The sequence below is a fragment of the Methylorubrum pseudosasae genome, assembly GCF_029504475.1.
Lineage (GTDB): Bacteria > Pseudomonadota > Alphaproteobacteria > Rhizobiales > Beijerinckiaceae > Methylobacterium > Methylobacterium extorquens.
In genome coordinates this window covers 1265791-1279522 of sequence record NZ_JAQGDU010000002.1, presented here as the reverse complement: position 1 = coordinate 1279522, position 13732 = coordinate 1265791, and the positions used below count along the sequence as shown (strand labels likewise).

Genomic DNA, 13732 nt, shown 5'->3' with positions numbered 1-13732 from the left:
CACCACGCACATCGTGCCCGACCTTTAGCTCTGACGAGACTCGGCGTGTGGTGCAGCTGTGCGGCCCTGGTAAGGCTTCGTGGCCGGGAGCGCTGCGGCTGCGACCACCTCAGATGACCTCTCATTTCACATGCTTTGCAGCGAATGCTCGTCTTCAGTTGGGCTTCCGGTCATATATGCGAAGGGTAGCCTTAGCGTTTTGACCCCTTGTTCGTTGCACCGAGGCTGGCCAGCGTGGTAGCACTAATTTCAAGATAAGCCAGCGAAGGGCGCCTGCCTTGTCATGAAACTGATCAAATACATTGATATGTGTGGGAAGTTTGATCACGATCTTTACAAATCGGATCAGGAAAATGGAAAAAAGATAGATAAAATCTGGGCCTCAGAAGACGTTGTGCGCAAACTCGGCGCATTCCTTAAATCGAATATCAAGAGTCTTCACTTCGGTCTATGTCACAGAACTCGTCGCGGCAAAAAATGGGAATGGTTTTCGAAATATACTGATGCAAATTCCATTGGTCTGGAAATTAGTGAAACTGCAATACAATTTCCCCGCACTCTACAATGGGATTTTCATGAAACGAAGTTCGAATGGATTGGCAAAGTCGATGCCATTTATAGCAATTTGTGGGGTCGCTCGTATGACCCTGGTAAGTACTGCAAGGGTTGGCTGAGCTGTATTTTAGCCGGCAGTATTCTTTTTCTCGAACACACGACCTATCGCCGCGCGGATCGGGTCAGCCAGCTTGATCCATTTGACATTGCCCTTGACCAATTTGTTTCATTTCTAGCCGAGATTGGCCAAGGATTGTATAGATTAGTCGCAGCGCTCCGCAATTTAACGAATGAAGAGCAGATGAGCAAAATTGGACTTGCGGTTGTCGCAGTACGGAGGCATGACCCCCCAATCGATCTAGAGATCTGGCGATCAGTCTAGACGTATGATGGCGGGCCCGCTCAAAAGCGAAATATGTCGACGGCGATGCGATTCGGCTTTCAAATGCTCAGTCGCTGTTTCGAGTCATAATTTAAGTCATCAAAAACTATGCACTCTAGTGCCAATCGCCGCGGCTTCTCGCCGACGATCTCGTATTTCTTCCGCACGGTCGCCTCGTCCAGGCCGAGCCCCCGAGTAATGCCGAGAAGGCCTCGCAGCTCGGCGGCGGTGCGCTCGTCGTCTGTCATGACCAGTCCGGCTCCTCCGCGAAGAACCAAGACGCCAGGAACTCGGCTCTCTGCTCCCGCAGGCCGACCCGGCCCATGAAGCGGCCGTTCTGATCTTCCGTGCGCCATAGGCCGGGATGCTCGGCGCAGGCAGTGAAGTGTCGCGCCACCTCGCGGTTGACCACCACCATGAAGTCACCGGGCTCGGCGCTTTGCTTGAGGCTGTAAGTCTGCGTCTGCCCCGTCCTCAGGCCGCCTGAAGGCTCTCGGCGAAATCGACGGGCACCTCGCCGTACTGGCCAAGGATCGTCGCGCTCTCGAGTTCGTCCGTCTCGTCGTCGGCCACGATCTGGATGGCGGCCGCGCCCGGCATCCGTGCGGCCATCGCTTCGGCCCGCCTCAGCGCGCCGCTGCTCGCCGGCGACACCTGCCGATCGCCTGGGCGAAGGCGCTTCCGCTTCAGCACAAAGGTCTGCCGGAGGTGGGTCGTCCGCATCGACTCCGCTGATTCGCTCCATCAAGCCCCAAACGGTCGCTGTCCACCTTTTACACGGGGCGGCACAGTCACGTTTCCGCTCGCGCTGACCCGGAACCGAACACCTGCAGATTCTCTTTTCGTTCTATAATCGGAGACGGCGCAGCATGAGCCTTTTTTGGATCGACGAGCTACCGGACTGGGGCTTTTCCACGGTGCGCATGCCGTTGATGCGCCTGTCGCTCTGCGCGGGTCTTCCCTCGCCGGCTGACGACTTCGTCGAAAACGCCCTGGAGTTGCTGCGTTGGCCTGTGCAGAATCCACCCACCACCTTCCTCTGGCGCATTGCCGGCGACAGCATGCGCGATGCCGGGATCGTCGACGGCGATCTCGCTTGTGTCGATCGCAGCCTCAAACCCGGCCACGGCAGTGTCGAGGTGGCAGCCGTCGACGGTGAAATGTCGATCGAACGCATGGTGGTCGAGGGCAACTGCGGGCACCTCTCCTTCGATGATGCCGAGTTGCCCGTGTACGCCCTCGGGGAAACTGGCTGAGAGCAACGTGTGGGGCGTGGTGCGCTTCGCCATCCGCTGGCACGTCGCTCGCGCTGGCTAAGGCCGTTGAGTGGCGCCGAAGCGCGCCTACGTGATCGAATCGGCGGTGGCCGCGCCCTGGCGCTGATCGACGGCTACAGCTTCTACTGCTCCTGCAAGCGCATGTTCGACCCATGGCTCGCCCGAGTTCCCGTAATCATGCTGAGCGATAACGATGGATGCGCCATCGCCCGCACGCCCGAGGCCAAGGCGCTCGGGATCAAGATGGGCGACCCCTACTTTAAGATCTACGGCTTCTGCTAGGCGCAGGACGTGCGCGGGGTTCTCATCGAACTACACCCTCTACGGGGACATATCAGCGCGCATCAACACGACCTACCGCGACGCCATGCCCGACGTGAAAAACCACTCGATCGACAAGAGCTTCCTCGACCTGACCGGCTCCGTGCGCCTGGATCGTGTTGCGCTAGCCGGCGATATCCGTGCCACCGTACGGGCCTCGACCGGCATCCCGACCTGCGTCGGCATCGGCGCGACCAAGACACTCGCCAAGCTCGCCAACCACATCGCCAAGAGCGTGCTCGAGCTCGACGGCATCTGCGATCTAACCGAGCCGGCTGCTTACGAGCAATGGCTCTGCCGCATCCACATCGGCGAGCGGTGGGGCGTTGGTCGTGCCTCGCTGCCGAAGCTCGAAGCGCATGCATCGATACCGTGGCGGAGCTACGTGACATCGATTCCCGCCCGGTGCGCAAGGCACTGACGGTGGTCGGCGAGCGCAAGATCCACGAGCTACGCGGCGTTCCTTGTCTCGGGCTCGAACTCGTGCTGGCCCCGCCCAAGGGCTGCACCGTGACGCGCTCGTTCTCCGTCCGGGTGACGCAGCGGTCCGAATCGAAGCAGGCGGTGGCCGCGCACGCGACGCGCCTGGACGAGAAGCTTCGGCGCGAAGACCTCAGCACCGACTATATCACCCTCTTCTATCAAGCGAGCGAGCTTGACCGCAGCGAGCTGATGCGCACAGTCTCGACGGCCGTGATGCTGCCGGAAGCGACGAACGACGCCCTGGCGCTGATACCGGCAGCAGTGCGAGAGGTTGCCCGAACTTGGCGCGAGCAAGGAAGTCCGCCCTGACGCTACTCGAAGGCCGGCGTGGTGACGGTGGATCTCGTGCCGCTAACGAACGACAGCGCGCTCTGATCGGCCGACTCGATCGTGAGTGCTAAACGCGGCTCATGGGCTCAATGGACGCCTGCAACGTCCGCTTCAGCCGCAGCAGCGAAGGACCTTGGCGAAGAAGTTCGAGATGCGCACGCCGCGCTACGCGACGCGGGTGTAAGAGATACCAGTCGCGCAAGCCTGATCAGAATGCTTCCAAATTGACGGCGGAGATTGCATCATCGCGGCCAATGATGCGGGGCAAACACGCAGCACTCATCATTCAAAGCCGATGGTGAAAATTGCGATGCCGAGCGCAGAAAGACCTGCCCATACTAGACCTCGATGAGCGTTTAGCGCGTGAACACGTTCAGGGTCTCGTGCTCCCTACCATCGCGCGAAGGAGTGACTCGGTCGCGCGCATTCAGGAGTTTCGCACGCTGCAGTTCGCCGCCATCGCGATGTCACAAGACGCCACCGTTACACAAACCGCCGAGCGGCTCGTCGGCGCAGTTGATCTCATTCTGCAGGAGTTGCTCGCGGCGAAGTCGTAGGCCGCGGGACAATGGCTCGATACAATCGGATGCCCCCTGTCGGACGGCGACCGAAAATTTGAGTTGCGAGCTTATAGAACCCCACCGACAATCACTGAAGCGCATTGCAGCCGCTGACCCTGGGAACGCCAAATCCGCCAACTGCAACATCAGTATCTACGAGGCAGCAGCTCGGCCGACTTTGGGGCAGTAGCGTTTCAAGACTGCCTAATGCGCAAGATTGCCGGATTTCTCGCTGAGCGCCGGCACCTCACGCCGCACCGGAGCTTGCCCTAGCGCCTGATCCAGCAGACGCTACAGGCGCCGCAGAGCAACCTGAGAGAAGTGCTCGCTCCTACCCGAGTTCAAGCCGCCCGACCCATAGTTTCGGAATCGTCTGTCGCAGCCTCGAGGCATGCCTCAACGGCCTGCCGGAGCGAGGAAACGTAGACGTCGGCTCCGACCTGCCGACCGAGGGAGGCATCCGTCAGCACCTTCTCGCCCTCGGGCCACAACCCGACCAGCAGCTTCACGGTGGGCGCCTTCTTCCGGAGCCGTTCGAGAAGGTAGCGCAGGTGAGCCGGGCTGCCGGTGATGTCGAGGTAGGAGATGCACACCATCGCCACTCCCGTCAGATCTAGGTTGCGGATCTGCTCGCGTGAGACGTCACCGTACGGAACCACGCGGGCCTCAAGTCCATGCTTGCGCAGCAGCTGGGCCAGCATGGCCGAGGAAGCTTCGTCGAGGGGGCCGCGCCCAGCGACGCACAGCACCGGTGTTTCGCCCCGCCACGACTCGGGCAGCATCTCGCGCGGCGGTGCCTGCCCAGGGACGGCCTCGCTCTTGAAGTGCGTCCGCTCGGCCAGCGTCGGCGTCTCATTCGGGTTGACCGCTTTGTCCTCGCCTGACGGCTCGACGTCGGGTCGATCCTCGAAATCCTCGACGAGCGAGCGTGCCGAAGCGCGGATGTTCTCCAGCTGCGCCGGCGTCACGACGCCGCGAGCGTAGTCGTTGGCGGCGAGCTGAAGCCCTTTCAGTGCCACCTCGTCATAGTAGGAGGACAGCGAGCGCTCCTTCAGCATGGCCTCGCCGAGGTCGCGTGCCTCGTCCGGGTCTCCGGCCAACATGCGCTGATAGAAGTTCTCCACCGGCGTCAGCGGCGGCCGGTCGCCGAGAATGATGTCGAGGAACTCCAGGCTGTCGACGTGCCGCCCGAGCACCACGAGGCACACGGTGAAGGGCGTGGCCAGGATCAGGCCGATGGGCCCCCACAGGAACCCCCAGAACAGGGTCGAGACAATAACCGCGAAGGGAGAGAGGCCGGTCGAGTGCCCGTAGAGCAGCGGCTCGATCACGTGCCCGAACAGGGGCTCGACCACCAGGAACAGGATGGCCGTTGCGATGACCATGGACCAGCCTGGGTCGACGGCGGCGGCCAGGGCAAGGGGGAACAGGGCCGAGAGGAAGGCGCCGATATAGGGCACGAAGCGCATCAGCGCGGAGAACACGCCCCATAGGAGCGGATTGGGCACGCCGATGAACCAGAGACCGAGGCCGATGATGAAGCCGAAGGTCGCATTCATGCCAAGCTGGGCCAGGAAGTATGTGCCAAGCCGGCCGGCCGCGTCGTCCATGGCCATCGTCGTCCGGTGCAGGTCACCCGATCCGAACAGCCGGATCATTCGGTTGCGCAGGTCTTCTCGCTGGAGCAACAGGAACACGACCACGACGAGGACGATGCCGACCGTGGTCAACGGCTCGACGATGGGTCCGAGCACCTTCTCGGCGAGAGTAAAGGGCGACGGATCGGGCTCCTGAACCTTGACGAGTTGAGCCTTCGGCGTGTCGCCCGCGGGGCCCGTCGACGCTGCGGTACCGGCGGCATCCGCCTTCTGGGTGGCGTTGTGGACTTGGTGGTTGAAGCGCTGGAAGATCCGGCTGGCATTGCCGAGCCAACCTGCCTGCAGCCCGGCGAACTTCTTCTGCACGGTGGCTTGGTATTGCGGCAGGTCGCCGGCGAGCCCCGCGACCTGGGTACCTATGACGGCTCCGATGCCGCCGATGACCGCGAGCGCGAGCAGTACGGCGACGATGACCGATGGCACTCGGCCGAGCCTCAGTCGGCGCAGCAGATTGACGACAGGAGCCAGGACGAAGCTGAGGAGAACCGCCAGCACAAGCGGGATGAACACCTCACGCCCGAAGTAGAGGGCTGTCACGAGCACGACGCCGACGGCGAGAGTCAGGAGCCCGCGTAAACCGGGCACCAAGGGGGGCGGCACCTGGGCTGGCGGGCGCGGGGCGGCTTCGTCGATCAGCATGCGGCGTAAAACCTCTCGATGCTGCGCCGATGCTCCCGGCACACTGCGTTCAACGCTGCCGGGCTGCTTTCGTCTCCCGTATTCGCTGGGGCATCTCGCATCACGGCTCGACATCAACGCTCGCGTTGTGACCTGCGCGGGCGCGGCGGCGTTGTCTATCCGGATGGCGGAGACGCGAGATGACGGATCGCAGCGACCGGATGCGGCAGGTCGTGGCCGGCTTAAGTGAGGGTGTCATTTTGATCGAGCCGGATCAGACCATTTCCTACGCCAACGGGGCCGCGCTCACGATGCACGGCGTGGCCGCGCTCGATGAGCTCGGCGAGACGGTCGCCGAGTACCGGCGCAACTTCGTGCTGGAGTATCGCAGCCACGCCGATATCGGCCCGCTTCAGCATCCCGTCGAGCGACTGCTGACGGGTGAGCTCTTCCGGGACACGGTCGTCGAAGTGCACCACTTCCGCGCTCCGGAGCAGCGATGGATGCACCGCATCCGCTCCCTCGTCACCACCGACAGCGAAGGCCAACTCACCGGCTTGGCGCTGGTGATGCAGGATGTCAGCGACCGATACGAGGCCGAGGCCCGTTTCGAGGACATGTTCCGGGCCAACCCGGCACCGGCCCTGGTCTGCCGCTTGGCGGACCTGCGCTACGTCAAGGTCAACCAGGGTTTTCTCGACCTGACCGGCTATGCCCGTGATCAAGTGCTCGGCCACTCCTTCTGCGAGATCGACCTGCTGACGCAGGCAGAGTGTCGGGCGCTCGCCGTCGAACGCCTGCACGCTGGCGACACCATCCCGCAGATGGAAGCCTGCCTGAATGTGCCCGCCGATAGTGAGAAGTACGTCATCGTCGCTGGCCATCCCATCCGAATGCCCGGCGGCGAGCGCTGTATGCTGTTCACCTTCGCCGATCTGGAGGATCGCCGCAAAGCCGAGATGGAGCTGAAGCTCAGCGAGGAGCGCTTCGCCAAGGCCTTCCAGCTCAGCCCGGTTCCCACCGCCCTCCTCAGCACGGACGCATTGCTGGCCTCGAACGTCAACGAGGCCTTCGCTGCCATGTTCGGAGATCCGGGCAGCCACCGGTCCGGAACGGTGGGTGGGACCGTCGCTACGCAGGACAGCCTCTGGGTGGAGGAGGCCGAGCAGGCCCGATTCAAGCGCATGCTGAAGCAGGCGGGGCAGGTCCGAGGCTTCGAGGCTCGCCTGCGGAACCGGGAAGGTGAGATCCTCGACTGCCTGGTCTCGGCCGAGCCGGTGCGCATCAACGGCGAGACCTTCGTCCTCTGCGCGATGCAGGACATCACCGCTCGCAAGCGCACGGAGACGGAGCTGATCGCCGCCATCGAGACGGTCATGGCGGACGCGTCCTGGTTCAGCCATGGCATCATCGAAAAGCTGGCGTTGATGCGCAACCCGCCGCCACCCGGCAAGCCGGCTGCTCTCGTCGAAAAGCTCACACGTCGCGAGCGCGATCTGTTGCTCGGCATTTGCAAGGGCGCCACCGACTCGGAGATTGCGGCCGAACTCGGCTTGTCCCTGAGCACGGTGCGCAACCATCTCGCCAGCCTCTATCGCAAGATCGGGGTCAATCGCCGGAGCGCCGTCGTGGTCTGGGCTAGAGAGCGAGGCATCGGCGAGTTTGCACCGAATGGAAACACGAAGCCGGGGAAATTAGGCTAGAAACACTAACCCGATTAGTTTGAAATATTAATATGTAAACTTCCGGAACATCGATTGTTTGGCCGGTTTATGGCTGTAGTAGCTCTGCTCGGCTCGAGCTTCTCAGCAGTGATCGCAAGATCAACACGAGGTGCGGGCCATGGGCAAGGGCCGCAAGGTTCTGTCGAATGACCACGCGCATGCCCTGATCAAGCAGGCCGTTGCCATAGTCTTCGGTGACGCACGGGCGGAGGCGGAAGCCGCGGCCGAGATCGCGACCATCGAGGCTGTGCACGTCCAGACAGCGCCGAAACCGAGACGCTTTCGCCGCCCGCCCACCTAGGCAGCGGCCCAACGCAACCGCGCCCGCTCGATCCGAGTCATCGCGCACCGTGCACCGGAGCGGTCCGGCGCGATGTTGCGCGACCATCAGGAGCCACGCCCATGTCTCTCCTCGCCTGGATCATCCTCGGCCTCGTCGCCGGCTTCGTCGCGAGCCGGATCGTCAACAACACCGGCCAGGGGCTCGTCGTCGACATCCTGCTCGGCATCGTCGGCGCCGTCGTCGGCGGCTTTCTGTTCAACCAGTTCGGTCAGCCGGGCGTCTCTGGGCTCAATCTCTACAGCCTGCTGGTGGCCGTCGTCGGCGCAGTCGTGGTGCTTTGGCTCTACCACGCCCTGATCGACCGCCGCCGGGTGCTCTGATCCTGCCCCGCCGCCCTTCGCCTCCCTTTCCCACTTCAGGAGTCCGCCATGGCCACCGTCACAGACCCAGTCCGCGGACCGGGTGACCGCGACATCCATGACCGCCACGTGCCGCAAACCAGTATGGTCGCCCCGGCCGAGGACCTGCGTACCGTCGCGCTCAATCAGATCTCCTGGGGCGCCGTCTTCGCCGGTGCCGTCGCGGCCCTGGTCCTACAAGTGATCCTGAACATGCTCGGCCTCGGTGTCGGCCTCTCGACGGTCGACCCGGCCGGAGACGGCACACCGGGCGCCAGTTCGCTCGGCGTGGGCGCAGGGTTGTGGTGGGTGGTCTCCGGCATCCTCGCTTCCGCTGCCGGCGGCTATCTCGCTGGGCGCCTGTCGGGCAAGCCTTCGAAATCCACCACCGGCTACCACGGCCTGACCTCCTGGGCGGTCACCACCTTGGTGATCTTCTACCTGCTCTCCTCGGCCGTGAGCGGCCTCGTGGGGGGCGCCTTCAACACCGCGTCCGGTGCCGTGGGCGGCCTCGGCCGAGCGGCCGGCGGCTCGATCCAGACTGTGGCGCAGACGGCAGCGCCCTCGCTGAGCAAGATCTCGGATCCCTTCTCCAGCATTGAGAACCAGCTCCGCTCCGGCGCCGGTGGCCAGGATCCGGCCGCGCTCAAGGACGCAGCCGTCAGCGCCATGCGCGCGGCGGTCACCGGGGACGATGCCCAACAGGCGCAAGCCTCCGAGAAGGCGGCGCAGGCGCTGGCCAAGGCACAGAACATCCCGGTGGAGCAGGCCCGGACCCAGGTCCAGCAGTATATCCAACAGTTCAAGGAAGCGACGGCCAAGGCCAAGGAGCAAGCCAAGCAGGCAGCGGACACCGCGGCCCGCACCGCTTCGCAGGCCGCGCTCTACGGGGCCCTGGCGCTGATCCTCGGCGCGCTGGCCGCCTACTTCGCCGGTCGGAGCGCGGCGGTCGATCCGACGGTCACGCGGACCGTCGGCGTCCCGGTCAGGCAGCCCCGCGCATGACCGCGGACCCGACCAAGAACGACCCGCACGGGCTCGGGACGGCAAGCCGGCCTGCAGCCGAACTCGCGGTCGGCGAGACTGAGACAATCCCGGTTATCGAAGAGACCGCCCGCATCGACAAACGGGTGGTCGAGAAAGGCCGGGTTCGGGTGCAGACCCGCACCGAAACCACCGACGACGTGCTCCGCGAGACCCTGCGCAGCGACGTCGTCGGCGTGACCCGGATCCCGATCGACCGGGTCATCGCGGAGGGCGAGGTCGCCCCAACGATCAGGACAGAGAATGGGGTGACCATCATCCCGGTCCTGGAGGAAGTCCTCGTCGTCGAGAAGCGCCTCATCCTCAAGGAAGAGGTGCACATTCGCCAGACCACTTCGGGTGAAGCGGTCGAGGTTCCGGTGACGCTGCGCAGGCAGCACGCCGTGGTCGAACGCGTGTCCGCCGACGGGCACGTCAGCGAAATCCCCCCCAAGGAGCAGACCCCATGACCCAGACCCTAACCGCCATGTATGACAACCGCGCCGAGGCCGAAGCCGCCCAGGCCAAGCTCGTGGCTGCGGGCATCCCGCAATCCTCGATCAAGCTGCTCGCGGGCACGCAGACGGCCCAGGCCGGCACGAGCCAGGGCTACGATCACACCCGCGACGAGGGTGGGTTCTGGGCCTCGCTCAAGGATGCCTTCATGCCGGAAGAGGACCGCTACACCTACAGCGAGGGCCTGAGCCGTGGTGGCACGCTCCTGACCGTCACGGCCGAGGCTTCGCATGTCGACCGGGCGATGGACATTCTCGAGGAGCACGGCTCGGTCGATCTCGACGAGCGCGAGGCAACCTGGCGCAAAGAAGGCTGGAGCGGCTACGGCGCCGCGACCACCAGTGGAGCCTCGTCGGCGACCGCGGGCACGACCTCGTCTGCCAGCACGGCAACGGCTGCCGGCGCCACCTCAGCGCGCGGCACAGCGACGGGCGAGACGGACTACATCCCGGTCGTCGAGGAGCGGCTCAACGTCGGTAAGCGCGTGGCCGAGCATGGCCGAGTGCGGGTCCGATCCTACGCGGTCGAGACGCCCGTCAACGAGCAAGTGAACCTGCGCGAGGAGAACGTACAGGTCGAGCGCCGCTCCGTGGACCGCCCGGTCACGGCAGCCGACGAGGCCCTGTTCGCGGATAGGACTATCGAGGCCACGGAGCGCCGCGAGGAGGCGGTGGTGTCGAAGGACGCCCGCGTCGTCGAGGAGGTGGGCATCCGCAAGGACGCGTCCCAGCGGACCGAGACCATTACGGACAAAGTGCGGCGCACCGAGGTGGAGGTCGAGGACGAGCGCGGCAACGTCAGCCGCACCGGCGCGGACACGCGTAAACCCGTGTGAGGACACGACCCGGGAACGGCGCCAAGCCGTTCCCACTCCCTCCTCTATCTATCGCTTCACTTCGGCCTTCCTATCAAACATCCTGGGTTCTGACCGTTCACGCGAGGCGCAGAGAAGGAGCTGAACTAGCACCGGGCGGGCGGCGCCGTACTTCGACGCTCCGCGGTTCTTACTGCATCAGAGCCTTCGGTAATGACGTGCAGCTCATGAAGCTCTACGGCGCCCCGCCGGGCGACACGCAAGGCCGCTACAGCCCCGCCGAATGCACCGGCATTCGTAAGACCACCGTCGAGGGAAAGCCCGACGACGCGCACGTGTCCACGTTCTACGTGGAGCAGCAGAACCTGACGATGCGGATGCACATGCGCCGATTCACCCGGCTCACGAACGCATCTTCGAAGAAGGCACGGTCTTGCTCGGAGATGTGGGAGAAGTCCGTCAGGTGGTCGGTCGCGAGTTCCTCGCAGCGCAGCTTCTCCCCAAGCCGCGTCGCATGGGCGGTCACCGCCTGCTGACGTTGTCGCCGTTGCTTTCAGGTCCGCCTCTGCCTTCCGATCGGACATTCGAGCCGGCAGGACCGAAGGTGCGCAGGGGAAAACGAGATCGCGCGCGGCACCGGTGCCCGTGCGATGGTTGCGGCCGGCGCAGAGTGCGGCCCGGGCTCCTCCTCGGCGCCGCTCTCATCCACGACTGAGGTGTTCGGCACCGGCCGACGAGGCGCCTAGGGAGCCGTCAGCGCGACCGGTGCGGCCGGCCGATGAAGTCGATGAAGGCACGCAGGGGCGCCGGGAGATAGCGGCGCCCGGGATAGTAGAGGAAGGGCCCCGAAAACGGTTGCCACCAGGGCTCCAGCACGGGCTCCAAGGCGCCGCTGTCGAGATGCGGCTGCAGCCAATCCTCGAACAGCGTGATGATGCCAACACCTGCGACCGCCGCGTCCACCGCGAGATCGGTCGCGGCTCCGACACGCACGATCAGCGGGCCGCTCGGATTGACACGGACGACCTCGCCGTCGCGCTCGAACTCCCAAGCTATCGTCGCGCCGCTCGCGAAACGTCCTCCGATGCAAGCGTGGTCCAGAAGCTCGCTCGGGTGTTGCGGGTGGCCGTGGCGGTCAAGGTAGGCCGGCGCAGCCGCGGTGGCAAAGCGCTGCTGCCGGGGGCCGATTGGGACGGCGATCATGTCCTGTTCGAGCCGCTCGTCGTACCGGATGCCGGCATCACACCCTGCAGCCAGTACGTCCACGAAGCTGTCCTCTGCGACCACGTCGAGGCGGATATCGGGGTAGGCCGCGAGGAAAGGCGGAACGATCCTGGGCAGCACCAAGCGCGCCGCGCTGACCGGCACGTTGAGCCGGAGCGTGCCGGCCGGCCGGTCGCGAAAGCCGTTGACGACGTCCAGCGCCGCTTCGACCTCGCCCAAGGCCGGGGTCAAACGCTCAAGGAGACGCGCGCCGGCCTCGGTCGGCGCAACGCTGCGCGTGGTGCGGTTGAACAGCCTGACGCCGAGGCGCGTCTCCAGCCGGCGCACCGCCTCGCTCAATCCGGAGGCGCTCGTGCCGCTCGCGCGGGCGCCTTCACGAAAGCCGCCTGCCTCCGCGACGGAGACGAAGGCGGCAAGATCGCCGAGATCCATCGCCATTGTTCGCAATCTCGCACAGCCTGTGCCGATTAAACCGCATTATCGCGCAATGCGGAAGGGTCTAAATCCCTACGCACCGCAAAGGAGAGACCTGATGAGCGACCTCAACACAGCCGGCACCTACGCGCTGGGCGATCGCATTGTGAAGCGCCTGGGGTACGGGGCGATGCAACTCGCCGGACCCGGAGTGTTCGGCCCGCCGAAAGACTCGGCGGGAGCCATCGCCGTCCTGCGGGAGGCGATCGCCAGTGGCGTGAACCACATCGACACCAGTGACTTCTACGGACCGCACGTGACCAACCAGCTCATTCGGGAGGCGCTTCATCCCTATCCGACGACCTGACCATCGTCACCAAGATCGGGGCGAGCCGGGGCGCGGACGCTTCCTGGAATCCAGCCTACTCCGCCGAAGATCTGACAGGCGCGGTCCACGACAACCTGCGCAACCTTGGCGTGGACGTGCTCGACGTCGTGAACCTGCGCATCATGTTCGACGTGCATGGGCCTGCCGAAGGCTCGATCGAGGCGCCGCTCACGATCTTGGCCGACCTTCAGCGTCAGGGCCTTGTGCGTCACATCGGGCTCAGCAACGTGACGGCGGCTCAGGTCGCGGAGGGACGGTCCATCACCGACATCGTCTGCGTACAGAATGCCTACAACCTCGTGCACCGGGCTGACGACGCATTAATCGAGGAACTCGCGGCGGCCGGCACGGCCTACGTGCCGTTCTTTCCTCTCGGCGGCTTCAGCCCGCTGCAGTCGACAACCCTATCCGCGGTCGCCAAGCGGCTCGGGGCAACGCCGATGCAGGTAGCGCTTGCCTGGCTGCTTCGCCGCGCGCCCAACATCCTGCTGATTCCTGGCACCTCATCGGTTGCGCACCTGCGCGAGAACCTGGCCGCTGCCGACCTGACGCTGCCGGACGACGTGATGGCCGAGCTTGCCCAGATCGCGATGGCGCCCAAAGTTGGTTAGGGTATCAGCTGACCCGGCCGCCCGTCGCCCACGCAGGAGCGTGGCGGGGCGGCGCCACCTTCCTGCTATGGAGCAGGTTCGGGCAAGCTGGAAGACTTAGCTAACCCGGATCGGAGACGCACTGATTGCTGTGCGCCATGAGCCAATCTTGGA

13 protein-coding genes and 4 pseudogenes are annotated in these 13732 nt (G+C 64.6%); 12 read left to right on the top strand and 5 right to left on the bottom strand.

Annotated features, from left to right (window positions below; translation table 11 throughout):
* Positions 1-283: 283 nt before the first annotated feature.
* Positions 284-937 (top strand): hypothetical protein, encoded by a 654-nt coding sequence (locus M2437_RS06935; protein ID WP_253386917.1) that lies wholly within the window; start codon positions 284-286, stop codon positions 935-937.
* Positions 938-996: 59 nt separating this feature from the next.
* Here M2437_RS06935 and M2437_RS06930 read toward each other — a convergent pair whose 3' ends face one another.
* The 3 genes from M2437_RS06930 to M2437_RS06920 are packed head-to-tail and all read right to left on the bottom strand — an operon-like array spanning position 997 to position 1660.
* Positions 997-1185: a hypothetical protein gene (locus M2437_RS06930; protein ID WP_253386916.1), complete on the bottom strand. Its 189-nt coding sequence runs from the start codon at positions 1183-1185 to the stop codon at positions 997-999.
* Positions 1182-1355: a hypothetical protein gene (locus tag M2437_RS06925; protein ID WP_253386915.1), complete on the bottom strand. Its 174-nt coding sequence runs from the start codon at positions 1353-1355 to the stop codon at positions 1182-1184. The genes M2437_RS06930 and M2437_RS06925 overlap by 4 nt, the downstream gene beginning before the upstream one ends.
* Positions 1356-1411: 56 nt before the next feature.
* Positions 1412-1660, bottom strand: coding sequence for a hypothetical protein (locus M2437_RS06920; protein WP_253386914.1), 249 nt, complete (start codon positions 1658-1660; stop codon positions 1412-1414).
* Between the two features lie 146 nt (positions 1661-1806).
* Between M2437_RS06920 and M2437_RS06915 the strand changes: the two are divergent.
* The 3 genes and pseudogenes from M2437_RS06915 (at position 1807) to M2437_RS06905 (ending at position 3905) form a co-directional block, all read left to right on the top strand.
* Positions 1807-2254, top strand: a pseudogene (locus M2437_RS06915) (S24 family peptidase).
* A 5-nt stretch (positions 2255-2259) separates the two neighbouring features.
* Positions 2260-3532 (top strand): annotated as a pseudogene (locus M2437_RS06910) (Y-family DNA polymerase).
* A 199-nt stretch (positions 3533-3731) separates the two neighbouring features.
* The gene (locus M2437_RS06905) at positions 3732-3905 is read left to right on the top strand and encodes a hypothetical protein (protein ID WP_253386913.1); all 174 of its coding nucleotides are present in this window, start codon (positions 3732-3734) and stop codon (positions 3903-3905) included.
* A gap of 344 nt (positions 3906-4249) precedes the next feature.
* Here M2437_RS06905 and M2437_RS06900 read toward each other — a convergent pair whose 3' ends face one another.
* Positions 4250-6205 (bottom strand): AI-2E family transporter, encoded by a 1956-nt coding sequence (locus tag M2437_RS06900; RefSeq protein WP_253386912.1) that lies wholly within the window; start codon positions 6203-6205, stop codon positions 4250-4252.
* A 179-nt stretch (positions 6206-6384) separates the two neighbouring features.
* On the opposite strand from M2437_RS06900, the gene M2437_RS06895 reads away from it, so the two are divergent.
* The 7 genes and pseudogenes from M2437_RS06895 to M2437_RS06865 all read left to right on the top strand — a co-directional run.
* Positions 6385-7887 (top strand): helix-turn-helix transcriptional regulator, encoded by a 1503-nt coding sequence (locus M2437_RS06895; RefSeq protein ID WP_253386911.1) that lies wholly within the window; start codon positions 6385-6387, stop codon positions 7885-7887.
* Positions 7888-8026: 139 nt separating this feature from the next.
* Positions 8027-8209, top strand: coding sequence for a hypothetical protein (locus tag M2437_RS06890; protein ID WP_012605360.1), 183 nt, complete (start codon positions 8027-8029; stop codon positions 8207-8209).
* Positions 8210-8310: 101 nt separating this feature from the next.
* Complete coding sequence (locus tag M2437_RS06885) at positions 8311-8571, top strand: GlsB/YeaQ/YmgE family stress response membrane protein (protein ID WP_003598482.1); 261 nt, start codon at positions 8311-8313, stop codon at positions 8569-8571.
* A 48-nt stretch (positions 8572-8619) separates the two neighbouring features.
* The gene (locus M2437_RS06880) at positions 8620-9594 is read left to right on the top strand and encodes a PhnA-like protein (RefSeq protein ID WP_253386910.1); all 975 of its coding nucleotides are present in this window, start codon (positions 8620-8622) and stop codon (positions 9592-9594) included.
* The gene (locus M2437_RS06875; protein WP_012255013.1) at positions 9591-10082 is read left to right on the top strand and encodes a YsnF/AvaK domain-containing protein; all 492 of its coding nucleotides are present in this window, start codon (positions 9591-9593) and stop codon (positions 10080-10082) included. Before M2437_RS06880 ends, M2437_RS06875 begins: the two co-directional genes overlap by 4 nt.
* Positions 10079-10963 (top strand): YsnF/AvaK domain-containing protein, encoded by an 885-nt coding sequence (locus M2437_RS06870; protein ID WP_253386909.1) that lies wholly within the window; start codon positions 10079-10081, stop codon positions 10961-10963. The genes M2437_RS06875 and M2437_RS06870 overlap by 4 nt, the downstream gene beginning before the upstream one ends.
* A 182-nt stretch (positions 10964-11145) precedes the next feature.
* Positions 11146-11376: pseudogene (locus M2437_RS06865) on the top strand (IS1 family transposase); the annotation flags it as partial.
* Positions 11377-11695: 319 nt separating this feature from the next.
* On the opposite strand, the gene M2437_RS06860 reads toward M2437_RS06865, so the two are convergent.
* Positions 11696-12604, bottom strand: coding sequence for a LysR family transcriptional regulator (locus tag M2437_RS06860; protein ID WP_012254999.1), 909 nt, complete (start codon positions 12602-12604; stop codon positions 11696-11698).
* 94 nt (positions 12605-12698) lie between these two features.
* On the opposite strand from M2437_RS06860, the pseudogene M2437_RS06855 reads away from it, so the two are divergent.
* Positions 12699-13579, top strand: a pseudogene (locus M2437_RS06855) (aldo/keto reductase family oxidoreductase).
* The last annotated feature ends 153 nt before the right edge of the window (positions 13580-13732 follow it).